This window comes from Micromonospora sp. NPDC005299, from assembly GCF_042872345.1.
Lineage (GTDB): Bacteria > Actinomycetota > Actinomycetes > Mycobacteriales > Micromonosporaceae > Micromonospora.
In genome coordinates this window covers 42,564-68,252 of the sequence record NZ_JBIAKG010000006.1, presented here as the reverse complement: position 1 = coordinate 68,252, position 25,689 = coordinate 42,564, and the positions used below count along the sequence as shown (strand labels likewise).

Here is a 25,689-nt window from a genome sequence, read left to right as displayed (position 1 = left end):
CAGGTGGGATGTGGAGAGGGCGGGAATGGCCCGGGGTGACGCGGAGTTCGTCGAGTTCGCCACGGCGGCGTCCGCGCGGCTGGTGCACGCCGCCTTCCTGATGACGGGCAACCATCATCAGGCCGAGGACGCGGCCCAGACCGCACTGGTCCGCACGTACACGTCGTGGTCGCGGGTCCGCAACGGCGACGCCTACGGCTACGCCCGGTCCGTGCTGGTGAACCACCTCGTCGACACCTGGCGGCGGCCGATCCGGGAGTATCCCACCGAGGACCTCCCGGAGCGGCACGGCGGCGACGTGGCGGACGAGGTGGCGACCCGGCGCTGGCTGCTCGCCATCCTCGGCACGCTCACCGCGCGCGAACGGGCCGTCGTCGTCCTGCGCTACTACTTCGACCTTCCGGAGGCCCAGGTGGCCCGCGAACTCGACGTCTCGGTGGGGACCGTCAAGAGCACCGGTTCCCGTGCCCTGGAGAAGCTGCGCAGCGCGGGCCTCACCGCGCCCGAGCCGCAGGGGACGCCGCGATGAACGAGGTGGACGAGCTGCGCCGCGCCATGCGGGCGACCGAGCGGGCCGACTGGAACGATCTCGACCTCGGCGGGATCATGCGGGAGGGCCGGCGGGTGCGCCGCCGCCGACGGGTCGCCGGGAGCGGGGCGGTGGCGGTGGCGGTGGCCGCGGTGGTCATCGGCGTCGGCGGCGCCGTGGCGCGCACCCGCCCGCCGGAGCCGCCGGTGCTCGGGCCGGCCGCCACCGCGACCGCCGCCGCCCCGACGGCGACCGCCGACCCCGGCCCCACGGAGCCCCGACCCCGACCGGTCGGCGCCGTGGTGGGCAGCGGCATCCGGTACGGCGGCGACGAGCGGGTGTTCTACGTCGTTCCCGTCGACGTCCCCGAGCTGCCCGGGGTGACGATCGGCCTGGTCGCCGGCCGGCGCTCCCCCGGCGGCGAGCTGGCCACCGACTACCTGGTCAACGACGTGGCGGGCAGCGACCGTCGGCCGGGCTTCCACGAGATCGGCTACGACCCGCAACGACGGGTGCCCGCCTACGCTCCGGTACCCACCTTCGGGTACTTCGTCGGGCCGGCCGCGCGGATCGTCGGCACCGTCGACGGCCGGCACATCGAGGCCCGGCTGGCCCGCTGGAGCGAGGACCAGCGACTGGTGATCTTCTGGTTCGACCCCGGAGTGCTCGCCCCCGGGACACCCCTGGACGGGATCATCGCCCGCGACGCCCGGGGCCGGAAGCTGTGACCGGTCACCCGCGGTCGTCGCCGCCCCGGGCGGCGGTTCTAGGCTGGGGTGGCAGCGCCGGGCGTTGACCAGGGAGGGATCGCCATGAGCCAGACCGAGCGGACCGACATCGCCGACGAGTGGAACGTGGCCGAGGACGACGGGGTTCTGGACGCCTCGGACACCCTCGACGACGACCGGGTCGGCGACCCCCTCGACACCGGCATCGTCGCCGCGGACCACTGGACGGCGGCGAACCGGTTCGGCACCACCGCCGCCGAGGAGCGGGCCGGCGAGTCCCTCGCGCAGCTGCTCGCCCAGGAGGAACCGGACGTCGACCCGTACGCCGAGGTGGCCGACGACGAGGACGAGCTGACCCGCCGGGGCTACGAGCGGGAGGCGCGGACGGGGCGCCTGGTCGCCGACGACGCGGGTCTCGGCGAGGACGAGCAGGCGGACTCGGTCGCTTGGGACGCCGGTGTCGACGGCGGCGCGGCCAGCGCCGAGGAGGCCGCCATGCACCTGGTCGACGACCCGAACGGCCCGGGAGACGGCCCGCTGCGGTGAGCCCCCGGCCGGCTCGGGGCAGGTGACGCCGCGGGCGGGGTGTTCACCGATCGTGATCAGCCGTCGGAGGCCGGCCCGGCGAGCACCGCGGCGGCCGCGCACGTCGTTCTACGCGTGCCTCGTCGCCGGCGGGGAGCTGGACGGCGTACGCGTCCTCGCCGCCGCCACGGTGGACCGGGGCCGGCGCCTGCTGCGGCGCGGCACCTCACCCCGGTGGGGAACCCCAATGGCGTACGGAACGGGATTCGAACTCCACACCGAGCTGGAGGTCTTCGGGCCACGGGGCGACGCCTTCGGCCACGCCGGCGCCGGCGGATCCCGGCACGGCGGCTGGCCGTCGGGTCAGGTCGGCTTCTCCTACGCGATGAACGAAGCGCGGGTGGATCTCCCCGATCCACGGCCGCGGGCTCTGCTGGCGGCACTCCACTCCGCCACGGAACACCTGGGTCGCTGAGCGCCCCACCGAGCACCGGTCCCGGCGCCCGGCCCCGATGATCGGGTCGGGGTCGGCGTCGGGATGCGCGTGCACCGCGTCCAGCACCGCCACCCGACGACGTTGGCGCAACGCTCGCGTCCCGGACATGTCAGGTCCACCTGGCGCCAATAGCGTGCACCCGCAATCGTTCGGCGTCAGTCAGGTGGTGCTCTGTCATGGCAAGTGTTGACCGTCGAAATTTCCTGAAGATGATGAGCGCTCCGGTGGCGGCGGCCGCCCTGCCGGTGGACTTCAGCAAGGCCCTCGCCATCCCGGCGAACAACCGGACCGGTTCGATCGAGGACGTCGAGCACGTCATCTTCCTCATGCAGGAGAACCGCTCCTTCGACCACTTCTTCGGCACCCTGCGCGGGGTCCGGGGCTTCGCGGACCCGCACCCGGCGACGCTGCCCTCCGGCCGGAGCGTCTGGCACCAGCCGAACGGCTCCGCGGACCTGCTGCCCTTCCGGCCCGAGGTGCCGGACCTCGGGCAGACCTTCCTGCCGGACCCGCCGCACGGCTGGGCCGACACCCACGGCGCCTGGAACGGCGGCCGGTACGACCGGTGGGTGCCCAACAAGGGCGTGGTCACCATGACCCACCACACCCGCAGCGACCTGCCGTACCACTTCGCCCTCGCCGACGCCTTCACCGTCTGCGACAACTACCACTGCTCGGTGCTGGCCTCGACCGACCCGAACCGTTACCACATGTGGACCGGCTGGGTCGGCAACGACGGCAAGGGCGGCGGCCCGGTCATCGACAACGCCGAGGCGGGTTACGACTGGTCGACCTACCCGGAGCGGCTGGAGCGCGCCGGCGTCTCCTGGAAGGTCTACCAGGACGTCGGCCTGGGGCTGACCGCCGAGGGCTACTGGGGCTGGACCGGGGACCCGTTCATCGGCAACTACGGGGACAACTCGCTGCTCTACTTCCACCAGTACCAGAACGCCCGGCCCGGCACCCCGCTGGCGGACCGGGCGAAATCCGGCACCGAGATCCTGACGCAGGACCGCTCCCCCGAGGCGCTGCTGGCCGACTTCCGCCGGGACGTGGCGAACGGGACGCTGCCGCAGGTCTCCTGGATCGTCGCGCCGGAGGCCTACACCGAGCACCCGAACTGGGGGCCCGACTACGGCGCCTGGTACATGTCGCAGGTCGTCGACATCCTGGCCAGCCACCCGGAGGTCTGGAGCAAGATGGCGCTGTTCATCACGTACGACGAGGAGGGCGGCTTCTTCGACCACCTGGTGCCGCCGACGCCGCCGCAGAGCCGCGCCGAGGGCCTGTCCACCGTGCCGACCACCAACGAGATCTTCCCGGGCGACAGTCGGCGGGCCGCCGGCCCGTACGGCCTCGGCGTCCGGGTGCCGATGATCGTCGTCTCGCCGTGGACCCGGGGCGGCTGGGTCAACTCGCAGGTGTTCGACCACACCTCGCTGATCCGCTTCCTGGAGACCCGGTTCGCCAAGGGCAGGGCCGACCTGGTGGAGTCCAACATCACGCCGTGGCGCCGCGCGGTGGTCGGCGACCTGACCAGCGCGTTCGACTTCCGGACCCCGAACGCCTCGCCGCGGGTGAAGCTGCCGGACACCGCCGACCTCAAGCCGGTCGACCTCACCCGCCAGCCCGACGAGGTGCCGGTGCCGCCGGCCGACCCGCGCCTGCCCCGCCAGGAGCGGGGCGTACGGCCCGCCCGGGCCATCCCGTACACCCTGCACGTGGACGGGCGGGCCGCCGGCACGTCGTTCCACCTCGACTTCCGCAACTCCGGGGGCGCCACCGGCGTCTTCGGAGTCCGCTCGGCCGACCCGGCCCAGCCGCCCCGCACCTACACGGTGGAGCCGGGCCGGCAGGTGAGCGACACGTGGGACGCCACCGCCGGGTACGACCTCGAGGTGCACGGCCCCAACGGCTTCTTCCGCCGCTTCACCGGCGGCGCCGGCGCGGGCGTCGACGTCCGGGCGCGGTACGACGAGCGCGACCATCAGGTCGGTCTGACCGTGCTGAACCGGGGCGCGAAGCGGGTCGAGGTGACCGTCGCCGACCGCTACTCCTCCCGGCGGACCAGGCTGTCGCTCAAGCCGGGCGAGACGACGTCGCCGTCGTGGTCGTTGTCGCGGGCGCACGGCTGGTACGACCTGACCGTCACGCTCTCGGCCGACCCCGCGTTCGCGGTCCGGTACGCCGGCCACGTCGAGAACGGCAAGCCCAGCATCAGCGACCCGGCCATGGGCGGCCTGGTCTGATCCTCGTTCCGACCGCACGATGCGAGGTGACCGTCCACCCCCGACCGGGGGCGGGCGGTCACCTCAGGGCCGCAGTGCACCGTCGCCTATCCGACGCCGGTGTTCCCCCGCCGGGCCGTCAGGTCGTTCACTGTCGCCACGCCGAACCAGCGGAAGGGGTCGCGACATGACGATCAGCCACCTCACTGTGGGCCACGGGCCGCACCGGGTGCTGGCCCTGCACGGCTGGTTCGGGTCGGCGCGGGGCTGGGGCTGGCTGCCGGAGCTGATCGACGTCGAGCGCTTCACCTGGGCGTTCCCGGACTACCGGGGTTACGGCGCGCGCACCGACGTCGCCGGCGAGCACACCATCGCCGAGATCTCCCGCGACGCCCTGGAGCTGGTCGACTCCCTCGGCTGGGACACCTTCTCGGTGGTCGGGCACTCCATGGGCGGCAGCGCCGCCCAGCGCGTCCTCGCCGACGCCCCCGGGCGGGTGGCCCGCCTCGTCGGCATCAGTCCGGTCCCGGCGAGCGGGGTGCCGTTCGACCTCCAGGGCTGGACGCTGTTCGACGGCGCCGCCGCCAACCCGGCCAACCGGCGCGCGATCATCGACCTCACCACCGGCAACCGGCTGTCCGGGCGCTGGCTCGACGAACTGGTGCGGTTCTCCCTCGCCCACTCCACTCCGGAGGCGTTCGGCGCGTACCTCACCGCGTGGGCGCGCACCGACTTCACCGACGAGGTGAAGGGCAACCCGGTGCCGGCGCTCGCCGTGGTCGGCGAGCACGACCCCGCGCTGGGCGCCGCAACGATGCGCGAGACGTGGCTGCGCCACTACCCCAACGCCCGGCTCGAGGTGCTCGCCAACGCGGGCCACTACGCCATGTACGAGACCCCGGTGCGGCTGGCCACGGTGATCGAGGAGTTCCTCGGGCGGTGACGCCGGGCCGGCGCTCACCGCGCCGCCGGCCGCCGCCCCCGGGTCGACACGAACTGGTACGACATCACGGCGAACCCCGGGTCCCGCACCAGTCGGCGGAACGCCGCCAACTGACCGGGCGACAACCCGGCGTCGAGCAGCTCCGGCTCCAGCTGCCGGGAGTTCGTCCCGTACAGCGACGCCCCGAGGGAGCCGCCGGGCCAGCTCTGCGCGTGGACGACCGTGTCCACCTCGACCAGCCCCGCCGCCACCAGTTCCCCGTGCACGTCCTGCGCCCAGGCCAGGTCGGCACCGTGGCTCTGGAGGATGTCGAGCATCGCGTCGGTCACCTGGGCGAAGAGCTTCGCCGCGTCGTCGCTCGGCGCGGTCAGCACGCGCAGCGGCGCGGTGCAGTCGAACTCCTCGACCACCAGCCACCCACCGGGGGCCAGCGCGCCGGCCAGCGAGGCCAGCACGCGCCGCCGCTCCGGCAGGTGCAGCAGCACCAGCCGCGCGTGGATCAGGTCGAAGGCGTCGCCGGGCGGCGGCTCGGTGCGCACGTCGTGCCGGCGTACGTCGAGGTTGCCGACGGGCGTGAGGTGCGCGGTGTCGAGGTCGGTGGCCAGCACCCGGCCGCCCCGGCCGACCGCCCGGGCCAGGCTGCGGGCGACCGAACCGCCGCCGGCGCCGACCTCCCAGCACACGCCGCCCGGGGCGAGCACCGGCGGGGCGATCCGGCGCGCGGTGATCGGATCCAGGAAGGACTCCAGCGCCCGCATCTGGGGCACGGCGTCCGGAGCGCCGTTGTCGAAGGCGTAGTCGGTGTCATGGACGTGGGTCGGCATCGTTCCTCATCCCTGTCGCTGCGGGTCGGGTCAGTGCCCGGCGTCGGACCAGAGCCCGGGCACCGGTCGGGGAGCCGACGGCTCCGGGACCGCGGCGACGCTGAGCATCGCCGCCAGGACGTCCGGGTCGGCCCGGACCTCGTGCACCGGCCGGTCGTAGACGACCCGGCCGTACTCCAGCACCGCGATCCGGTCCGCCACCTCGACGGCGTGCCGGAGCTGCTGTTCGACGAGCAGCACGGTCAGCCCGGTCCGGGCCAGCGTGCCGACGAGTTCCCGCACCCGGGCCGCCAGGTCAGGGGCGAGCCCCTCGCACGGCTCGTCCAGCAGGAGCAGCCGGGGCTGGCCGAGCAGAGCCCGGGCGATGGCCAGCATCTGCTGCTCGCCGCCGGACAACTGGTCGCCGCGGTGGCGCAGCCGGGACCCCAGTCGGGGCAGCAGCTCCAGGATCCGGGCCACCGTCCAGCCCTCGCCGCCGGGCGTCGCGGCCCGCCACGGCGCGGCCGCCAGGACCAGGTGCTCGGCCACGGTCAAGCGGGAGAAGACCCGCCGGCCCTGCGGGACCAGGCCGACCCCGGACCGGGCGATACGGTGCGGCTGCCGGCCGGCGACCTGCACGCCGCCGATCTCGATCCGGCCGGCGTACGGCCGTACCAGGCCGGCCAGGCTGTGCACCAGCGTGCTCTTGCCCGCGCCGTTGCGCCCCACCACCGCCTGGACGGTGCCGGTGCACACGTCGAGGCTCACCTCGTGCAGCACGGTGCCGCCCGCGTAGCCGGCGCAGAGCCCGTCGATCCACAGCATCAGGCCACCCCCTCGGCGTACGCCTCCCGGACCGGACCGGAGGCGCGGATCTGGGCGGGCGTCCCGGTGGCCAGCGTCCGGCCGTCGCGCAGCACGGTCACCGTGTCGCAGAGCGCGTAGACCAGGTCCAACCGGTGCTCGACCAGCAGCACGGCGACCGCCCGTGGCAGCGTCCGCAGGAACTCCACGAGCCACCCGACCTCGACGGCGGACAGCCCGGCGGCCGGCTCGTCGAGCAGCAGCAGCCGGGGCCGGCCGGCCAGGCCCATGGCGATCTCCACCTGCCGGCACTGTCCGTGCGCGAGTTGCCCGGCGGGGATCGCGGCGATCTCGGTCAGGCCCACCCGCGCCAGCAGCGCGTCCGCCGTCCGCGCCGCCGCCCGCCGCCGCGCCGACGGGTGCCACCGGCCCGGCCGCACCGCTCGCGGCAGCGCGGCGACCAGCACGTTCTCCCGCACGGTCAGCGTCGACCAGACGGCGGGGCGCTGGTGGATCCTGCCGATGCCCCGGCGGGCCCGGGCGGCGGGGCCCAGCCGGGTGACGTCCCGGCCGGCCAGCAGCACCCGGCCGCAGCCCGCCCGGGTGGACCCGCCGAGCACGTCCAGCAACGTCGTCTTGCCGGCGCCGTTCGGCCCGATCAGCGCGTGCCGCTGGCCCGGCATGATCCGCAGGTCGACGCCGTCCAGCGCGGCCAGCGACCCGTACCGGACGGTGATCCCGTGGGCGGACAGCAGCGGGGTCATGCGCGTACTCCCGTCGGCGTCGGGCGGTCCGGGGCGGGACGGCGGGCCGGGACGACCGGGAGCAGCCGGCCGCGTACCGCCGGCCGGCGCCCGCCGTCGGGGAGCAGGTAGACGGCGGCGACGAACGCCAGCCCGAGCACCAGGGGCGCCTGCCCGGGGAGCACGCCGAACAGCCAGTCCCGGGCGGCCACGACGAGCGCGGCGCCGACCAGCGCACCGCCGACCGAGGCGGTGCCGCCGATCACCACGCCGAGCAGCAGCAGGGCGGAGGTGTCGAAGCCGAAGTCGGCGGGCGAGACGAACTGCTGGGCCACCACGAGCAGGGAGCCCGCGGCGCCCGCGACCGCTCCGGCGGCGAGGTGCACGCCGGCGACGTGGACGGGCACCCGGTGGCCGCTGGCCCGCAGCCGCGCCTCGTCGTCCCGGCCGGCCCGCAGCAGCAGCCCGACCCGGGTACGCAGGACCAGCAGCACCACGCCGACCAGGACCGCGACGACCACCAGCGTGTAGAGGTAGCGCGCCCGGTCGGTGGCCAGCACCGGCCGCCCCCACAGTGGACGGGACGCCGCGACGCCGGCCAGCCCGTCGGTGCCGCCGGTCACCGACCGCCAGCGCCCCACCACGGTCACCGCGAGTTCACCGACCGCCAGGGTGATCATCAGGAGCACCACGCCCCGCGCGGAGACCACCAGCGGCACGGTCACCGCGGCCAGCGCCGCCCCGGCCGCCGCCGCCACGGCCAAATGCACCAGGCCGACGTCGGTGAGGTGACTGCCGACGACCGCGCTGGCGTAGGCGCCCGCCGCGTAGGGCGCGGTCTGGCCGAGGGTGGGCAGCCCGGCGACGCCCGTGAGCAGCGCGACGCTCACCGCCACCAGGCCGAGCGCCAGGGTGCGGGCGAGCAGCGCGACGGTGTAGTCGTCGACCGTCCACGGCGCCAGCACCAGGGCGGCCACGACCACCGCCGCGACGCCGCGGCGCAGCACGCGGACGGCTCCCTGCCTCACGTCGCCCTCCGGACCGTGGCCAGGCCCCGCGCCCGCACCGCGAGCACCACCGCCATGGCGGCGAACAGCAGGAACGGGGCTGCCGACGGGGCGAGCGCGACGCCCAGGGTCTGGATCTGCCCGACGGCCAGCGCGGCGAGCAGCGTGCCGGCCATCGAGCCGAGGCCGCCGAGGACGACGACCACCAGGGACAGCAGCAGCACGCCGTCGGCGGTGTCCGGCCCGGGGCCGATGATCGGCGCGCCGAGCACCCCCGCGGCGCCGGCCAGCGCCCCGGCGACCGCCAGCACGCCGACCCGGATCCGGGCCGGGCTCACCCCGAGGACGGCGACCATCTCGGCGTCGTCGACGGCCGCGCGGACCAGCATCCCGGCCCGGGTGCGGCGCACCACGAGGTGGAGCAGCCCGGCGAGCAGCGCCGCCACGACGATGAAGACCAGCCGGTACGCCGCATAGCGGTGGCCGGCGACCGCCACCGACCCGTCCAGCGCGGCGGGAACGCGCACCGGCGGGTCGTCCGGCCCGAAGGCGCCCACGAGCAGGCTCCCGCCGGCCAGGGCCACCCCGAAGGTCAGCAGCGCCTGGGTGAGGTGGCTGCGCGCGGCGACCCGGGTGAGCAGCCCGGCGACCAGCGCGCCGGACGCGGTGGCGGCGGCCACCCCGACGGCCAGCGCGAGCGCCAGGCTCGGCCAGCCGCCGTCCAGCAGCGCGGCCGCGGTGTAGCCGCCGATCGCGTAGAGGGTGCCGTGCGCCAGGTTCAGGATGCCGGCGACGCCGAAGCAGAGCACCAGCCCCGCGGCGGCGACGAAGACCAGCAGGCCGTAGGCGACCCCGTCGAGGGCGGGGACGACGTACGGGTCGAACCGGATGCCGGCGGCCACCGCGGTCACCGCGGTCACCCGCCGACGGTGGCGAGGTCGCCCACCACGGTGTTGGACAGCGCCCGGCCGTCCTGGCGTACCTGGCGCAGGTACCACTTCTGCACCGGCGCGTGGGTGGTCGGCGAGAACTGCCAGGTGCCACGCGGGCTGGCGATCTGCCCGAGCTGGCCGATGGCCGCGTTGACGCGTTCCGGGGTCGCCTCGTCCCCGGCCGCCGCGAGTGCCCGGTCCAGCACGGCCGCCGCGTCGTAGGAGGCCATGGCGTAGGTCGTCGGGGAGCCGTCGTGCTCGGCCTTCCAGGCGGCCACGAAGGCGCGGTTCTCCGCGTTGTCCAGGTCGGGCGAGTAGTTGAGCACCGAGTAGATGTCGCGTGCCGCCTCGCCCTGCGCGTTGAGCACCCCGCCCTCGGTCAGGAACCCGGCGGCGTAGAGCGGCAGGTCCTTCACCTCCGACTGGGCGTACTGCTTCACGAAGTCGACGGCCGCGCTGCCGGCGTAGAACGTGTAGACGGCCTCTGCGCCGGAGGCCTTGATCCGCGCGAAGTACGGGGTGAAGTTGGTGGTCGCCGGGAACGGGGTGAAGGTGGCCTTGCCGTCCGGGTTGGCCAGCTTGCCGCCGGCCTTGGCGAAGGTCTCGGTGAAGCCGCGCAGCTCGTCCCAGCCGCCCTGGTAGTCCGGGCCGATGGCGTAGACGCTGCCCTTGACGTCGTCGCGCACGTGCTGGGCGATCGCCTCCCCCGGCTCGTCGGAGAGGTAGGACGTGTGCCAGACCCGGGAGACGTCCTTCAGCTCGGGCCGGCCGTTGGAGCCGACGAACGGCACCTTCGTCTCGTTGAGCAGCGGGTAGACCGCGGCCACCGAGCCGCCGCCGACGACGCCGGTCAGCGCGACCACCCGGTCCTGCTTGAGCAGCTTCGTGGCGGCGGGCACCGCGGTCGCCGCTCCGTTGCCCTCGTCGGCGACCACGAGTTCCACCTCCCGGCCGCCGAGCTTGCCGTCGTGGCTGGCCAGGTAGAGCTGGAAGCCGTCGCGGATGTCCTTGCCGACCGCCTGGTAGGTGCCGGACAGCGACGCCAACAGGCCGATCTTGACGGGTGCGCCGGAGCCGGCGCCGCCCTCGTCGTTCGCGCACGCGGGCGCGGCAAGGAGGACGAGGGCGAGCAGCGCCGCGGTGCGGGCGCGGCTGCGCCGGGGCATGGTGAGGGACATGTGTGCTCCTAGCTGAGGGGTGGGTTTCGGCGTGGGGGCGCCGGGGTCAGCGGCTGCGGCTCAGGGCCGCCCGGGCCGCGGGGGTCAGGGCGTCGCCGATGCGGTTGGCCAGCTCGGTCATCTCGTAGGAGACCTTGCCGACGTCGCACTGCGGGTCGGCGAGCACGAGCAGCGAGGCGCCGTCGTTGAAGGCCATGGAGAACATGAAGCCGCCCTCCAGCTGGGTGACGTTGGAGATCACCGCGCCGGCGTCGAAGAAGGCCGCCGCGCCGCGGAGCAGGCTCACCAGCCCGCTGCCGGTGGCCGCCAGCTGGTCCGCCCGATCGGGTGGGAGCCCTCGGGTGGCGGCCACCATCAGGCCGTCGCTGGAGATGGCGATGGCATGGCTGACCTCGGTCGCGCGCTCGGCGAAGGCGTCCAGCAGCCAGCCGAGATCCTGGTGGTCGGTCACGTGCACTCCCTGTCGGATCAGTGGTTGATCAGATTGGGCCGGCGGCCGGCGACTCCCCGGGCGTACGCGGCCATCGCGGTGGCCACCCGCGCCGGGTCGCGGTGCTCGGAGCGCTGCCGCGGCACGGTGACGCCGCCCGGCACCAGGAGCTGCTGCGGCTGCCGCTTGGGCAGGCCCGAGGTGGTGGTCCCGACGACCTCGGGCGCGTCGGCCCGGGCCGCCGTACGCCAGCCGTCGTCGGCGGGGCTGGCCCACGGCGTACCGTTCCCGCCGCCCGGGCGGTCGGCCTGGAACCAGTGGTTGACCTGGTGGTAGATGACGAGGTCCTCGGCGGGCACGGCGCCACGGTCCGGCGCGGCGGCGGGCTGGAAGACGGGCGCCACGGGCAGCACCTGGTCGGCCGGCGGGCTGCCGGCCCACGGCTCGGGCGCCGCCCGGTAGGGCGACGACACGGCGGTCCGCGCCGCCCGCCGGGACGGTCGGGCGGACGTGAGCAGGAACTCCTCCGGGGGCAGCGGCCGGATCATCGACCCCGGAAGCGCCACCTCGGCGATGGTGCCGCGGCGCGGGCCGGGACGGAGCTGCACGGCCACGCCCAGCCGCGTGGCGAGCTGGCCCACCACGACCAGCCCCATCGCCCGCACCGCGGCGACGTCGATGGCGGGCGGGCGGACGAGCAGGTCGTTGAGCTGTTGCCGGCGCTGCGGGGACAGCCCCACGCCCTCGTCGCTGATCTGGACGATCACCCGGTCGCCCAGGCTGCGGCCGGTCACCCAGGTCTCGGTCCCCGGCGGTGAGTAGCCGGTGGCGTTCTCCATGAGCTCGGCCAGCAGGTGCACGACCTCGTCGACGGACTCGGCGCCGACGGCGACGTCGCCGTCGACCAGGCCGAGGCGGATGCGGGCGTAGTGCTCGATCTGGCTCTGCGCCGCCTGGAGCACCTGTTGCAGCGGCACGTCGTGATGGCGTACCCGCCCGACGCCGACCCCGCCGAGCACCAGCAGGCTCGCGTTGATCCGCCCCATCCGGGTGGCCAAGTTGTCCAGCGTGTAGAGCTGGTGCAGCCGGTCCGGGTCGGTCTCGTCCCGCTCGACCTTGTCGACCTGGGCCAGCACCGCGTCGACGAGTCGCTGCTCCCGCCGGCTGAGGTGGATGAAGATCTCGGCGGTGTTGGCCCGCATCACCGCCTGTTCGGCCGCCGTCCGCACCGCCGCCCGGTGCACCGCGGTGAAGGCCTGCCCCACCTCGCCGATCTCGTCGTCGCTGGACGGCTCCAGCGCGGCGCCGGCCTGCCGCCGGGCCAGCTCGTCGGGGTCCACCGAGGAGCTGTCCCGGTGCTCGAGCCGGGCCACCACCTGGGGCAGCCGCTCGAACGCGACGGCGTTCGCCGCGTCCCGCAGCCGGCGCAGCCGCCGGGTGATCTGCCGGGCCACCGCCCAGGTGACCAGCGTGGTGAGCACCAGGGCCACCACGACGGCCGCCGCCTCGATCACGGTGCGCCGCCGCTGGTCCGCGTGCGCGGCGCGGACGTCGTCGAGCACCACCGCGTCGACCCGCTGGCGCAGCTCGGCCAGGCGCACGGACCACTGCCGGGTGGCGGTGACCCAGGTGTCGAGGTCCAGCTCCAGCGGGCTGCCGGCGACACTCCGGGACACCTGGTCCTGCATCCGTTGCAGCAGCAGCGCGCTCTCGCCGCTGGCGGCCTGCTCCCACCAGCCGCGCCAGGCGGGCCGGGCGAGCGCCAGGAAAGCGAGGCTCGACTCGGTGAAGCCGGCCCGGGCGGCCGTGATGTCCTGCTGCATGGCGGGGGTCAACTGGTCGGCCGCGACCGCGCGCAGGACGGCGACCTGCTGCTGGCCGATCGCCTCGGCCACCTCGGACAGCGCCGCGGAGGCGCGGATGCCGTCCGCGATCCGGGCGTTGACCACGCCGAGCGTGACGCTCCCGCGGAGGCTGAGCAGGTCGGCGATGGCGATCCGGTAGCTGAAGGTCATCGCCGACACCGAGGCGCGTTCCGCCGTGCGCACCTGGGCGCGCAGCGGCGGCAGGCCGGCCAGCGCCGCGTCGATCCGCGGCAGGACGGCCTGGTCGGCGGCGGCGCCGACGGGCAGCTTCGCCCGCTGCCGGCGGTAGTGCGCGACGGCGGCGTCGGTGGCGGTGGTGGCGTCGGCGAAGGCGTCCTGCTGTTCCGGCGCGCCCCGGGTGAGCAGGTCGGCGGCGACGATGCGCTCGTTCTGCAGCCGGTGGGCCAGGTCGCCCGCCTCGGCACCGAGCTGCGCCAGGACGCCGAGGTCGCTGGCGCGGGTGGTCTGGCGGGCGCTCTCGGTCAGCGCCAGGCCGGCGAAGCCCAGCACGGCGACCAGCGGAGCCGCGACGATGAGGCGCATCCGGGCGGCAATCTTCCAGCCGCGGCGGCGGGTCGGGTAGGGTCGGGCCGCGTGGGACCTCATGCTCGACGCCAAGGCTGACTCCCCGCACTCATCAACAACGGTCTATCTGCATTTGCGGATTGCACGTTTCATTGCGCCGGAAGCCGTGCGTCCAGACCAGACCTGAGGGTGGTACAAACAGCCCGTACCAGCATCTGTACCCAGAGTGGGCAGCGCCGACGGCACCCGCGGGCCCCACCCGGTGCGGACCCTCCGTCGTCAGCGCCGGCCAGGCCCCGAAGGCGGCGGACCGTCGGCCTCCGGCTGGCCGAGCACCTGACCGATCAGTTCCCGCAACTCGTCGATGGCCGCCACCACCGCCTCCGGATCGCGCGCGTCGCGCCGGGCGACCGGCGCCGCCTCCAGCCTCGCCACCTCGCCGAACCGGGGCCCGCGACGACCGTCCGCGGCCAACTGCTCCGCTGCGACCTGGGGCCACAGCGCCGCGAGCCGGCCACCGGTGCCGAGCACGTCGTCGCAGCGGACGGCAAACTCCTGGCTGCCGAACCGGCGGCCGGACTCGACCGCGGCGACCGTCTCCCGGCTGAACCGCACCCGCTCCGCCAGCGCCCGCTGGGTCAGTCCCTGCCGCGTCCGCCAGCGACGCAACTCCGCCCGGAAGCGATGGCTAGCAGCGGAGTGAGCGGCGCTCGACGGGGGCGTGCGATCCATGTGCTCACCTTCGCGACGCCGGGCCGGCATCGACATGAGATCGGGGTGGGGTGATGACTGGGCATTCGCAGGGGACAATTCTTAACCCATTCACCGACGGGTGTGAAGACATGACTCCGCTCCGTGACCGCGTGCCCAGGTCAGCGCCCGGCACGGCGACGCGGGTCAGGCCGCGGGCCGCTGGACGGCGGGCACCGCCGTGTCGACCACCACGGGTAGGCCACGGTGCGCGCGGAACGCCACGTTGGGCTGGTACGACCGGCGGTGCCCGGGGGCCGGCCGCAGCCCGGGCACGGCCGCGGCGAGCCGGGTGAGCGCGATCCCGGCCTCCAGCCGCGCCAGTGCCGCACCGATGCAGAAGTGCGGCCCGTGCCCGAAGGAGAGGTGGTCGTTCGCGTCGGCCCGCTCCGGGTCGAAGCGGTTCGGGTGGGCGAACACCGCCGGGTCCCGGTTCGCGGCGCCGATGAGCAGCAGGCAGCGCGCCCCGGCCGGGATGGTGACCCCGCCCAGCGCGACCGGCCGGTTGGTCACCCGCAGCCAGCCGTCGATGGCGGGCGCGAAGCGCAGCGTCTCGGTGAGGAACCCGGGCACCCGGTGCGGCTCGGCCGCCATGGCCCGCCACCGGTCGGGGTCGGCGAGCGCCTGGTCCAGCGCGTGGGCGAGCAGCCCGGCCGTGGTCTCGTGCCCGGCGACGAGGAGGTTGAACACGATGCTCGACACCTCGGCGACCGTGAGCACCTCGTCGTCGCCGTTCCGGTACGCGAGCAACTGGTCGACGTAGCCGTCGCCGGACCGGCCACTGTCGAGCCGGTCGCGCACGAGCTGCTGGCAGTAGCGCCAGAAATCCAGCAGACCCTGGGCGAGCCGGACCTGTTCCGCCGGCTCCGGCCGCCCCCAGACCAGCGCGATCTGGCCGTCCGCCCAGGCGCGGATTCGGGCGATGTCCCACTCGGGCACGCCGAGGAGGTCGAGCAGGACCAGCAGGGGCAGCTCGGTGGTGAACTCCGGGACGAGGTCGACCTGCTGGCCGGCGCGGGCGGCGAGGCGGGAGACCAGTTCGTCGACCCGGCGCCGGACGATCGCGCCGTACCGCTGCTCGACCCGGTCGGCGGTGTTGGCGAAGGTGGCCCGCAGCGCCCGGCGGGTCCGCGGGTGCACCGGCGGGTCGGCGGCGGCCGTGGTGGGCGGGGCGTCGATCTGCATGATGACGGCCATCGCCTCCGGGCAGACGTCGTAGACCGGCGCGAGGGTGAGGGCGTTGCCGAAGCTCTCGGTGTCCCCGAGCGCCCGGCGCACGTCGGCGTGCCGGGTGATCAGCCACAGCCCGAGGCCCTCGTCGTGGTGCACCCCGCCCGGGGAGTCGAGGAGCTCCCGCCACACCTGCGCCGGGTCGGCGAGATACGCGCCGGCGAACGGATTCCACCGCATGACCGCCTCCTGAATGGCGACCCGGCGACCCGTCGGGTGCCGGCACCTTTCACGGTGCGCCCCTCAGCGAATCAAGTCAAGATTTGCCGACGTCAATGGGATTTGCTTAGGAATAGCATTGCGTCGGCCTTGCGAATTCCTTGCCTGTCTGCAACTTGCGGCCCGCCGATTGCGCAGCGATCCTGGCGATGAGCAGCGCGAACGACCTTACCGCGAGAGGCGACAAAAGGGGATTGCCGCCGCCAGCCACGCCATTAACCGCCCGTCACGGGAAATGGCCGTCGTCGGACAGGAGCGGGCGCAGCAGCGCGACCAGCGTCGCCGCGTGGGTGCCGTCCGCATCCAGGTCTGGCCGGAAGTCGGCGATGCTCACGCCGAGCAGCAGGGGCGAGGCGAAGAGCGGCTCCAGCAGGTCGGCGAGCTGTCCGGGCGTCGGCCCGCCGGGTTCCGGGTAGCTGACGGCCGGCATGACCGCCGGATCGAGGACGTCGCAGTCGACGTGCAGCCAGACACCCCCGTCGACGTCGGCGAGCAGGGCCGCGACGCGCTCGCCGCACCGCCGCGGCGCGTCGACGACCGTCCGGGCGTCGAGGCGCCGGATGCTGTCGGGCAGCCGGGCCACCTCCGCGGCGGCCTCCGGGTCGAGATCACAGGTACGGTGGCCGACCAGCACCACGTCCGCCGGCGCGACGAGCGGCGCGGTCACCCCGGCCGGCGCGGTGAGCCGCTCGGGACCGGAGCCCGTGAGGAGGGCCAGGTCCATGTCGGCGGTCTCCCCCGTCGGCGAGGAGTGGCCGTCGAGGAAGTCGGGGTGCCCGTCGACGAACCAGAGCCCCACCCGACCCCGGTCGCGCCGCAGCCAGGGCAGGACACCGAGCAGCAGGCTGCAGTCACCGCCCAGCACCAGCGGCCGGCGGCCGGGTCGGCGCCCCGCGGCGTCGTCGAGCCAGTCGGCCAGCACCCGCGCCGCTCGGCCGGTCTGTGCCAGCGCGCGTACGCCGGTCGCCTCGTCCCGCCGGTCGTCGTCGATGACGATCGGTGCGTCCCCGGCGTCGTCGGGGACGAGGTCCGACAGCCCGGCCGCGCGCAGCGCCGCCGGCGCGAGCTGCTCGCCCCGAGAGAGCCCCGAGCAGTCCCACGGCGCCCCCAGCAGATACCAGCCCCGCGCTGTCACGCCCCCATGGTGGCATCCGTCGCCCTCCGGAAGCGGCGGTATGCGCGGGCCGCCCACCACGGTCCACCGCCCCGCCGGGGGGTGGCCGTTGCGGGCGGTGCACGGCCCGGCGGAAGCCCGGGCCCGCCGGCCGGGCGGCGGCGTGTGAGGATGCGGCCATGCGTGCCGTGATCTTCGACGAGTTCGGTGCCCGGCCCGAGGTCCGCGACGTCCCGGACCCGGTGCCGCCGCCCGACGGCGCGGTCGTCCGGGTCGAGGCGACCGGATTGTGCCGCAGCGACTGGCACGGCTGGCAGGGGCACGACCCCGACATCCGCCCGCCGCACGTGCCCGGGCACGAGTTCGCCGGTGTCGTCGCGGCGGTCGGCGCGGACGTCCGCGGCTGGCGGCCCGGCGACCGGGTCACCGCGCCCTTCGTTTGTGCCTGCGGGCAGTGCCCCACCTGCCTCGCCGGCGACCAGCAGGTCTGCGAGCGGCAGACGCAGCCCGGCTTCACGCACTGGGGCTCGTTCGCGGAATACGTGGTGGTGCGGCATGCCGACGTCAACCTGGTCCGGCTCCCCGACGGGCTGGACCACCCGACCGCCGCGGCGCTCGGCTGCCGCTTCGCCACGGCGTTCCGGGCGGTGGTCAGCCAGGGGCGGGTGGCCGCGGGCGAGTGGGTGGCGGTGCATGGCAGCGGCGGGGTGGGCCTGTCGGCCGTGATGATCGCGGCGGCCTGCGGCGCGCGGGTGGTGGCGGTCGACATCGCCCCCGGCGCGCTGGACCTCGCCCGGCGCTGCGGGGCGACGGTCTGCCTCGACGGCGGCGCGCTCACCGGACCCGGTGCGGTGGCCGCGGCCGTCCGGGAGGCGACCGGCGGCGGGGCCCATCTGTCCCTCGACGCGCTGGGCAGTCACGCCACCTGCGCGGCATCCGTCGAAAGCCTGCGCCGGCGCGGCCGGCACGTGCAGGTCGGCCTCCTCCCCGTGGCGCAGGGCCGCCCGGCGCTGCCGATGGAGCTGGTGATCGCGTACGAGCTGGAGCTGCGGGGCAGCCACGGCATGGCCGCGCACGCCTATCCGGAGCTGCTCCGGCTGGTCACGGCCGGGGTGCTGCGCCCCGGCGAGCTGATCACCCGCACCATCGGCCTCGACGAGGTGCCCGACGCGCTGACCATGATGGACGGTCCTACCGCCGGCGGGATGTGCCTCGTCGTACCCCGCTGAGCGGGCCGCGGACCGATCCGTCCCGAGGGCCGGACCGGTCCGTGGCCGAGCTCAGTTGACGGTCACCGAGACGGTCCTCGGCGGCTGCTGCAACTGCCCGTACGCGTCGACGCCCCGGATCGAGACCGTGTAGGTGCCCGCCGGGATCGCCGGCGAGGTGTACGCGAAGTTCGACCCCGGGGAACCCGGGCTGGTGAGGAAGGACGCGATCCACGGGAAGTTGCCCGGGGTGCCCGGCGTGCTGAACGTGCCGGCGGCGTTCATTCCCTGACCCGCGCTGTTGGAGATCTGGATCTCCACGCGGAGCATCCCGACGTCGTCGACGGCCCGGCCGGTGACCACGATGCGGCCGCCGGTGTAGACCTCGCCCTCCACCGGGGTGATGCTCGGCTCCAGCCGCGGATCGAGGTCACCCGGGTAGACCAGGTACCGCGCGGTGGCGCCGGACGTCGAGCCGTCCTGCTGGCCCGCCGTGTCGACGGCCCACGCCTCGACGCTGTACTCGCCCTTGGTCGGCAGGTCGGTCGACAGGGTGAACGCGGTGCTCGTCGCGCCCGGCGCGGCCAGCGTGGCGTTCAGCGTGGCGAAGGCGGCGGCCATGGTGCCGTTCGGCTGCACGTACCGGCCGGTGTCCAGGTCGCGCAGCGCCACCCGGACGCTCTGCACGCCCTTGTCGTCGGTCGCCGTGCCGGCCAGGTTGAGGTGCAACTGGTCGACGTTCTGGTCGACACCGGTGAAGCTCAGCCGACCGTCCGGGAACGCGTCGCCGGGCACCTGCGCGGTGACGCTGAGCCGGCCCTGGTTGCTGCCCGACGTCGTCAGGCCCAGGCTGTCGGTGGCCCGCACCCGGAAGTCGTAGACGCCCGGGGTGAGCGGCACGGTGGTGTACGACCAGGCGTACGACGCGGCGTTCAGGTTGGTCGGGGAGATCCGGTAGTAGGCCGCCACCGAGTCGGCGCCCCACGTGCCGTCGGCGGCCAGCGCCTCCCGCGTGGTGTTGTTGCGCAGGTAGATCTCGACCGACCGGACGGCGTCGTCGTCCTGTGCGGTGCCGGCGAAGGTGACGGTGCCGCCCGGCCCGACGGTGACCGGTGTGGCCGCGGTCGGCGGGGTCATCGGCACGGGCGAAGTGATGGCCACCGTGGGCGGGACACCGGTCGACGAGACCGTCCAGTCCCGGGTGTCGCCGCGCAGGTCGCTCTGGCCGGCGTTGTCGATCGCGGTGGCCGTCATCTTCCACTGGCCCTCGATCGGCAGGGCCACCTCGAACTGCCAGGTGGTCGACAGCGCGCCGATGACGTCCGGCTCCCCGCGGAAGGTGTTGTAGACCGCGGCCACCGTCCCGTCGTCCTGCAGGTAGCGGTTGTCGGGGGTGCGGAACGAGTAGGTGAGCCCGCTGACGCCCTTGTCGTCGGTGGCGGTGCCGGTGGCGACGAAGGTCTTCGTGGCGACGAGGCCGCCGGGCGGCGAGTCGATCCGCGTCGACGGCGGCAGGTCGTCGAACCGGAACGTCTCGATCTTCTTGACCGCCTTCGTGGCGTCGCTCGTGCTGTTGCGGCCGAACGTCTTCGCCTGGATCTGGTAGACGCCGGAGGGCAGCGACACCGGGAGCGTCCAGGTGGTCGAGGTGGCGTTCACCGCGGCGACCGTGGCGTTGATGCTGTTGGACGCGCCCCACGTCTTCAGGTCGTCCTGGAGGTACTGGCTGGTGTTCCGGTTCTGGATCTCGATCTGGACCCGGCTGACGCCGGCCGGGGCGAGCGCCTGGCCGCCGAGCGTGAACGACTCGTTGGCCGGCTTCACCGCGCCCTCGATGGGGGTGACGATGGTGGTGTCGACCGCCGCCGGCGCCGGCACCGTGTTGAGGTCGAAGAAGCCGACCCGGCCGACCGTCTTGCCGCCCTTGACGTTGCCGTCGCCACCGACGATGAGACCGCGCGCGGTGGCCAGCATGGCCTTCTCCCCCTCGTAGGAGTTGGAGCCGGGGTTCCACTCCAGCGCCGTGCCGGTCTTCGGGTCGAGCGCGCCGAGGTGGTCGCGCCGGACCACCTGGTCGCCGAGGCCGTAGCCGCTCAGGCCCTGGCCGGTGCCGTACCCGACGTTGTCCAGGCCGGGCCAGGGCACGTTCGAGGTCGGCGACTCCTGCCAGCTGAAGTGGCCGCCGACGTACACGGCGGTGGCGGTGATGGCGACCGAGTAGACGCTGTCGAAGTGCCGCGACACCCACAGCGGCTGGACGTTGTCGGCGCCGGTGAGCGGGTACGCCATCGCGGTGTCGTTGATCGGCGGGCGGTCGCCGCCCGAGCCGCTGGTGACGACGAAGTAGGAGTCGTCCGGCGCGATGTCACCGGCGAACACCCGCTGGATGCCGCCGACGAAGGAGAGGTTGTCCTCCCAGAGCCGGGTGCGCCACGGCAGCAGGGCCTTGGTGGCGGTGTTGACCAGGGCGACGCCGTAGCGGTCCTGGCCGGCGATCTGCCGACCGGTGTGGACGACCAGCAGCTTGCTCCGGTCGTGGGTCAGCTTGAGCTGCTGCACGGTGAGCATGCCGCCGACACCGATGCCGCCGGTGAGCGGCAGGTTGAAGCCGGTGTCCACCGCGCCCGTGGTCGGGTTGAGCGCGACCAGGCCGCTGCGGCTCACGCCGTTGACCGTGTTGAACTGGCCGCCCACGTAGACGGCGGTGCTGCTCACGGCCAGCGCGGTCGCGCGGGCGTTCGCGGTCGCGGTGAACGCCGCGATCGGTGCGCCGGTGGTCGGGTTGAGCCGCACGATCTTCCGCTTCGTGACGCCGTTGACCGTGTTGAAGGACCCCGCGACGTAGAGCGACGACCCGTCGGGCGAGGCCTCCACGGCCTCGACGGACCCGTCGAACGTCGGCCGGAAGCCGGTGTCGACCTTCCCGGTGTCCAGGTTGTACGAGGCCAGCGACTTCTGCGCGATCGACGTTCCGCCGACGTTGGCGATCGAGGTGAAGGTGCCGGCGATGAAGACCCGGTTGCCGATCACCTCCAGGTCCTTGATCTCGCCGTTGGTGATCCGCGGCGTGTCGGTACGCGGCGCCGTCGGCACCAGCCGGGTGTCCCCGGGCACCACCTGCGCCGCCGTGGCGACCGTGCGCGCCGCGCCGAGCGCGGCGCCGCCGCTCATCGCCGCCGCGCCGGTTTGCACGGTGGTCCCGGCGCCGGTGGCGGTGAGCTTGGTCGCCACGGTGCCCGCGACCGCCGGTACGCCCATCACCACGACGGCCCCGGCGACCAGACCCGCGACGGTGCGACTCCAGACCTGCATCCAGTCAACTCCCTGTGAACGCCCGAGACGGCACCACCGGGTCGGTCCCCGGCAACGTCCACCCGCCCGCGTGCCGGACGTCACGGTAGAAGGCACGGTCTTTTCGCGGTACCGCGCCGCACCCGGATTCCACCGCACGGCATCAATTCCGGCCGCACCGGCGGGCCGCCCCACCTTCCGATACAGACCCGCTCCCCCGATCGGATGGCGGGGCCCTGCTCACGGGAGCCCCCGCCGCCTGATCGGCGGATCAACCGGCGGGATCGACGTGGTCGCGCCAGGAGTGCCGCGGCTCGTAGCCCAGCACCCGGCGGGCCTTGTCGATGCTCAGCAGGGTCTCGTGTTCGCCGAGCTCCCCGCGGATCTCGACGTCCGGGTAGACCTCGGCCATCAGGCTGGCGCTGGACCTGGTCATCACAGTATCGGCGTTGGCGATGATGAAGACATCGGCGCCGGGGTGGTCGTGGGCGAGCGCCCGCTCGACCGCCTGGGCGCCGTCGCGGGCGTCGATGTAGCCCCAGAGGTTCCAGCGGCGCAGCCCCGGGTCGGCCTGGAAGGCCGGGAATCCCGCGTAGTCCTCGACGTCCATCACGTTGGAGAAGCGCAGGCCCACCATGACCAGCTCGGGGTCCCAGCGGCAGAAGTGCCGCGCCATCTCCTCCTCGAGGGCCTTGTTCAGCGAGTAGGTCGACTCCGGGCGCGGCGGGTACTCCTCGTCCACCGGCGCGTACGGCGGCGGGGTGTCGAACGGCAGGCCCAGCACGGTCTCGCTCGACGCCCACACGACCCGCTTTATCCCGGCCGCCCGCGCGGCGGCGAAGACGTTGTACGTCGCGGCCGAGTTGTTCGCGAAGGTCACCGCGTTGGGCAGCAGCCCGGGCGCCGGGACCGCCGCCAGGTGCACCACCGCCCCGACACCGCCGGCGTGCTCGTCGGCGCCGCCGGTGAACGCCTCCAGCACCTGCCCGTAGTCGGTGAGGTCGACCAGGAGGAACTCGCCGTCGACGTCACGCGGGTCGCGCCCGCCGGCGCGGTCGACCGCGAGCACGTCGACGCCCGCCGCGCGCAGGTGCGCGACCACAGCGCGACCGAGCTTTCCGGCCGCGCCGGTGACGACGACCCGCCTGGGAACTACTGCTTCGAGACCACTCATGGTCACATCCTCCCCCCGCGCCGAGGTCCGGCATCCCAGGAGCACACGACGACACCCCATGCCTCGCCTGCCACTGCCTCAATTCATCACCGAACTGCCGGAAATGCTCATTGCAAGCCCGTCCCGGGAAATCGTCCCAGACACCCTGTTCACCACAACCGGCGCCTGCCTCAAGTCGACATAGGAGTGGCACAGCCGCATAGAGAGGTCATGGCCGGGTGCATCCGACCAAAATGCGCCGACAGGACACCCCCAGCCCGGAGTCGGATTATCAACAGTGGCGCCCGCGAGCCGAGACAGGGCCGGCGGCACCACCGTCCGGGCCAGCTCGGAGAGGGCAAGTCCCCTGCTAGAGGGTGGCGTCGTGCCGTCGCGGGGACGAGGTCGACGGGCCGCCGCAGTCGCAAAGGTTACCGCCGCCCAAAAAATAGACGAACGTGCGAGACCGTTGGCCAAACGCATCGACGGCCGTCCGATCCGGGGATCCCGCCGAAGATCACGGCCGCCGATGATGTGGACAGGAAATTCCTATCGAGGGATCTGCACCTGTCTTATGAAAACACTGATCACAAGGGTCGACGCCGGCAATTTTCTACCCGACGCGGCCCCTGCTCCGGCCTCCGCCGCGCAGCGCCAGATGTGGCAGCTGAGCCGCCTCGACCCGGGAACGGCCACCTACCTGGTGCCGCTGGCATACCGGCTGCACGGCCCACTGGACGTGAACGCCCTGTCGGCGACGCTCGACGGGCTGGTCGCCCGGCACGCCGCACTGCGCACCACCCTCACGCCGGCCGCCGACGCTCCGGCCGAGCCGACGGGCGACGACGCGGCGCGGCGCCTGGTGCAGGTGGTCCAGGAGCCGCGCCCGGGCCTCCTGCGGGTGCACGACTTCCTGGCGGCGCTGGACACGGTGCCGACCTGACGCGGGGCGGACGCCGGTGCATGGTCCCGGCGGCAGCGGGAATCGGAGTGCCGCCAGCAGGACCGACGGACGCCAGGAGCGACGCCATGACGGACCTCTCGCCCACCGGGTCGCCGCCGCAGGCGGACAACGGCGGCTTCGCCGTCGTGGAGATGTTCACCTCGCAGGGTTGCGAGAGCTGCCCGCCCGCCGAGGAGGTGCTGACCGAGATCGAGCGGGACGCCCGCAAGCGGGGAGAGCCGGTCTTCGCCCTCGGCTTCCACGTCGACTACTGGGACCATCTGGGCTGGCCCGACCCCTACGCCGCCGGGGCGTACACCGCCCGGCAGGAGGCGTACGCCCGGGCCTTCGGCACCGGACACCTCTACACCCCGCAGATGGTCGTCAACGGCACCGCCGAGTTCGTCGGCTCCGACCGGCGGCGGGCGGCCGAGGCCATCGCGGCCGCGCTGTCGGCGGCGGCCATCACGCCGCTCGCCCTGTCGGTCGGGGACGCGGGCGGCGGGCACGTGGTGGTGGACTACCGGGTCGAGCGGCCGCCGGCGCGGGGCATGCTGCACGTGGCGGTCGTGGAGCGTGGCCTGGAGAACGACGTGCCCCGGGGCGAGAACGCCGGCCGCCGGCTGCGGCAGGACAACGTGGTACGCGCCTTCACCTCGGTCGGCCTGGGCGACGAGGAGGGCCGGGTGGACCTGGCGGTGCCGCCGGACCTCGATCCCGCGCAGGCGTCGGTGGTCGGCTACGTGCAGCAGGAGGGTGAGCGGGCCGTCGTCGGCGCCGCGGCCGTGGACGTGTCCGCCTGAACCCGCCCGCGCGCCGCCCACTCGAGGAGCAGGCCCGATGAGCACCGCTGAGACGAGGCGCCCCGCGTCGAGGGCCGCCCTGTTCCTGCTCGCCTCGATCATCGTGTCCTTCGTCGCCGCGTCGACGGCCCCCAGCCCGCTGTACCCGATCTACCAGTCGCGCTGGCACTTCTCGCCGATCACCACCACCGTGGTGTTCGCCGTCTACGCCGGCGCGGTGCTCGCCTCGCTGCTCACCGTGGGCAAGCTCTCCGACCATGTCGGGCGGCGGCCGGTCCTGCTCGCCGCGATCGCGGTCCAGATCATCTCGCTGGTGATCTTCGTCCTCGCCGGCGGCGTACCCACGCTGGTCGCCGCCCGCGTGGTGCAGGGCGTCGCGGCCGGCGCCGCCACCGGCGCGGCGGCCGCCGCCATGCTCGACATCGACCGTGCCCGCGGCACGCTCGCCAACTCGATCGCCCCGGGCATCGGCACCGGGGTCGGAGCGCTGTTCTCCGCGCTGCTCGTCCAGTTCCTGCCCGCGCCGACGCGACTGGTGTACGTCGTCCTGCTCGTGGTCCTGCTGATCCAGGGCGTCGGGGTCGCGCTGATGCCGGAGACGGTCACGCCCATGACGGGGGCGCTGCGGAGCCTGCGGCCGGAGATCCGGCTGCCCCGCGCGGTACGCGGGCCGATGCTGGTCGTCGCCCCGGTCGCCTTCGCCGTCTGGGCCCTCGCGGGGTTCTTCGCCGCGCTCGGCCCGGCGCTCGTGCGCGCCCTCATGAACTCCTCGATCGTGGCCGGGGGCCTGAGCATCTTCGTCTTCGCCATCTTCGGGTCGGCCGGCATCCTCGTGCTGCGCGACCGGCCCGCGCGGACCGTCATGCTCACCGGCATCACGGCGCTGGTCGTCGGCATGATCATCACGTTGGTGTCGGTCGCCGCCGATTCCATCGCCGGTTTCTTCGTCGGCCTGGCGTTCGGGGGCGTCGGCTTCGGGGGCGGCTTCCAGGGCAGCCTCAAGACCGTCACGCCGCTGGTCGAGGCGCACGAACGCGCCAGCGTGCTCTCCCTGCTCTACATCGTCTGCTACGTCGGTTTCGGCCTGCCCACCGTCGTCGCCGGGTTCCTCGTGGTCCACGGCGGCGGCCTGCGCCGGACCGCCGAGGAGTACGCCGTCGCCGTCATCGTGCTCGCCGTGGTCGCCCTGCTCGGGCTGCGCGGAACGGGCCGGACGACCACGGTGAGCCCGCGATAGCGTCG

The 25,689-nt window shown here is 74.1% G+C and carries 23 protein-coding genes; 10 read left to right on the top strand and 13 right to left on the bottom strand.

Annotation, left to right across the window (positions count from 1 at the left end):
- The first annotated feature begins 10 nt into the window (after positions 1-10).
- The 6 genes from ACFYPD_RS18560 to ACFYPD_RS18535 all read left to right on the top strand — a co-directional run bounded on the left by ACFYPD_RS18560 (position 11) and on the right by ACFYPD_RS18535 (position 5,449).
- The gene (locus ACFYPD_RS18560; protein ID WP_387114589.1) at positions 11-529 is read left to right on the top strand and encodes a SigE family RNA polymerase sigma factor; all 519 of its coding nucleotides are present in this window, start codon (positions 11-13) and stop codon (positions 527-529) included.
- Positions 526-1,257: a hypothetical protein gene (locus ACFYPD_RS18555; protein ID WP_387114586.1), complete on the top strand. Its 732-nt coding sequence runs from the start codon at positions 526-528 to the stop codon at positions 1,255-1,257. Before ACFYPD_RS18560 ends, ACFYPD_RS18555 begins: the two co-directional genes overlap by 4 nt.
- A gap of 84 nt (positions 1,258-1,341) precedes the next feature.
- Positions 1,342-1,803, top strand: a complete 462-nt coding sequence (locus ACFYPD_RS18550; protein WP_387114583.1) for a DUF5709 domain-containing protein — start codon at positions 1,342-1,344, stop codon at positions 1,801-1,803.
- Between the two features lie 52 nt (positions 1,804-1,855).
- On the top strand, positions 1,856-2,257 hold the full coding sequence (locus ACFYPD_RS18545) for a hypothetical protein (RefSeq protein ID WP_387114580.1): 402 nt from the start codon (positions 1,856-1,858) through the stop codon (positions 2,255-2,257).
- 197 nt (positions 2,258-2,454) lie between these two features.
- On the top strand, positions 2,455-4,527 hold the full coding sequence (locus tag ACFYPD_RS18540) for a phosphocholine-specific phospholipase C (protein WP_387114577.1): 2,073 nt from the start codon (positions 2,455-2,457) through the stop codon (positions 4,525-4,527).
- A 166-nt stretch (positions 4,528-4,693) separates the two neighbouring features.
- Entirely contained in the window at positions 4,694-5,449 is a 756-nt protein-coding gene (locus tag ACFYPD_RS18535) for an alpha/beta fold hydrolase (RefSeq protein ID WP_387114574.1), read from the top strand.
- 14 nt (positions 5,450-5,463) lie between these two features.
- Here the strand turns inward: ACFYPD_RS18535 and ACFYPD_RS18530 are convergent, their stop codons facing one another.
- The 11 genes from ACFYPD_RS18530 to ACFYPD_RS18480 form a co-directional block, all read right to left on the bottom strand.
- On the bottom strand, positions 5,464-6,273 hold the full coding sequence (locus ACFYPD_RS18530) for a class I SAM-dependent methyltransferase (RefSeq protein WP_387114571.1): 810 nt from the start codon (positions 6,271-6,273) through the stop codon (positions 5,464-5,466).
- A 30-nt stretch (positions 6,274-6,303) separates the two neighbouring features.
- Entirely contained in the window at positions 6,304-7,077 is a 774-nt protein-coding gene (locus ACFYPD_RS18525; protein WP_387114568.1) for an ABC transporter ATP-binding protein, read from the bottom strand.
- Positions 7,077-7,820, bottom strand: coding sequence for an ABC transporter ATP-binding protein (locus ACFYPD_RS18520; protein WP_387114565.1), 744 nt, complete (start codon positions 7,818-7,820; stop codon positions 7,077-7,079). Before ACFYPD_RS18520 ends, ACFYPD_RS18525 begins: the two co-directional genes overlap by 1 nt.
- Positions 7,817-8,827, bottom strand: coding sequence for a branched-chain amino acid ABC transporter permease (locus tag ACFYPD_RS18515; RefSeq protein ID WP_387114562.1), 1,011 nt, complete (start codon positions 8,825-8,827; stop codon positions 7,817-7,819). Before ACFYPD_RS18515 ends, ACFYPD_RS18520 begins: the two co-directional genes overlap by 4 nt.
- Positions 8,824-9,726, bottom strand: coding sequence for a branched-chain amino acid ABC transporter permease (locus ACFYPD_RS18510; protein WP_387114558.1), 903 nt, complete (start codon positions 9,724-9,726; stop codon positions 8,824-8,826). Before ACFYPD_RS18510 ends, ACFYPD_RS18515 begins: the two co-directional genes overlap by 4 nt.
- The gene (locus ACFYPD_RS18505; protein ID WP_387114555.1) at positions 9,723-10,916 is read right to left on the bottom strand and encodes an ABC transporter substrate-binding protein; all 1,194 of its coding nucleotides are present in this window, start codon (positions 10,914-10,916) and stop codon (positions 9,723-9,725) included. The genes ACFYPD_RS18510 and ACFYPD_RS18505 overlap by 4 nt, the downstream gene beginning before the upstream one ends.
- 46 nt (positions 10,917-10,962) lie before the next feature.
- Complete coding sequence (locus ACFYPD_RS18500; protein ID WP_121398599.1) at positions 10,963-11,367, bottom strand: roadblock/LC7 domain-containing protein; 405 nt, start codon at positions 11,365-11,367, stop codon at positions 10,963-10,965.
- A 17-nt stretch (positions 11,368-11,384) separates the two neighbouring features.
- Positions 11,385-13,817: a nitrate- and nitrite sensing domain-containing protein gene (locus tag ACFYPD_RS18495; protein ID WP_387114552.1), complete on the bottom strand. Its 2,433-nt coding sequence runs from the start codon at positions 13,815-13,817 to the stop codon at positions 11,385-11,387.
- A gap of 198 nt (positions 13,818-14,015) precedes the next feature.
- Positions 14,016-14,468, bottom strand: a complete 453-nt coding sequence (locus ACFYPD_RS18490) for a helix-turn-helix transcriptional regulator (RefSeq protein WP_387114549.1) — start codon at positions 14,466-14,468, stop codon at positions 14,016-14,018.
- A 165-nt stretch (positions 14,469-14,633) separates the two neighbouring features.
- Positions 14,634-15,896: a cytochrome P450 gene (locus tag ACFYPD_RS18485; protein WP_387114546.1), complete on the bottom strand. Its 1,263-nt coding sequence runs from the start codon at positions 15,894-15,896 to the stop codon at positions 14,634-14,636.
- Positions 15,897-16,161: 265 nt separating this feature from the next.
- Positions 16,162-17,070, bottom strand: a complete 909-nt coding sequence (locus ACFYPD_RS18480; RefSeq protein ID WP_387114543.1) for an arginase family protein — start codon at positions 17,068-17,070, stop codon at positions 16,162-16,164.
- A gap of 158 nt (positions 17,071-17,228) precedes the next feature.
- Between ACFYPD_RS18480 and ACFYPD_RS18475 the strand changes: the two genes are divergently transcribed.
- Positions 17,229-18,278, top strand: coding sequence for a zinc-dependent alcohol dehydrogenase family protein (locus ACFYPD_RS18475; RefSeq protein WP_387114540.1), 1,050 nt, complete (start codon positions 17,229-17,231; stop codon positions 18,276-18,278).
- 51 nt (positions 18,279-18,329) lie between these two features.
- On the opposite strand, the gene ACFYPD_RS18470 is transcribed toward ACFYPD_RS18475, so the two are convergent.
- Positions 18,330-21,569: a hypothetical protein gene (locus ACFYPD_RS18470; RefSeq protein WP_387114537.1), complete on the bottom strand. Its 3,240-nt coding sequence runs from the start codon at positions 21,567-21,569 to the stop codon at positions 18,330-18,332.
- Between the two features lie 250 nt (positions 21,570-21,819).
- The gene (locus tag ACFYPD_RS18465; RefSeq protein WP_387114534.1) at positions 21,820-22,722 is read right to left on the bottom strand and encodes an NAD-dependent epimerase/dehydratase family protein; all 903 of its coding nucleotides are present in this window, start codon (positions 22,720-22,722) and stop codon (positions 21,820-21,822) included.
- 508 nt (positions 22,723-23,230) lie between these two features.
- Here ACFYPD_RS18465 and ACFYPD_RS18460 point away from each other — a divergent pair.
- The 3 genes from ACFYPD_RS18460 (at position 23,231) to ACFYPD_RS18450 (ending at position 25,684) form a co-directional block, all read left to right on the top strand.
- Entirely contained in the window at positions 23,231-23,644 is a 414-nt protein-coding gene (locus ACFYPD_RS18460; RefSeq protein WP_387115583.1) for a condensation domain-containing protein, read from the top strand.
- Positions 23,645-23,730: 86 nt separating this feature from the next.
- On the top strand, positions 23,731-24,447 hold the full coding sequence (locus ACFYPD_RS18455; RefSeq protein WP_387114531.1) for a DUF1223 domain-containing protein: 717 nt from the start codon (positions 23,731-23,733) through the stop codon (positions 24,445-24,447).
- 37 nt (positions 24,448-24,484) lie between these two features.
- Positions 24,485-25,684 (top strand): MFS transporter, encoded by a 1,200-nt coding sequence (locus ACFYPD_RS18450; protein ID WP_387114528.1) that lies wholly within the window; start codon positions 24,485-24,487, stop codon positions 25,682-25,684.
- Positions 25,685-25,689 lie beyond the last annotated feature (5 nt).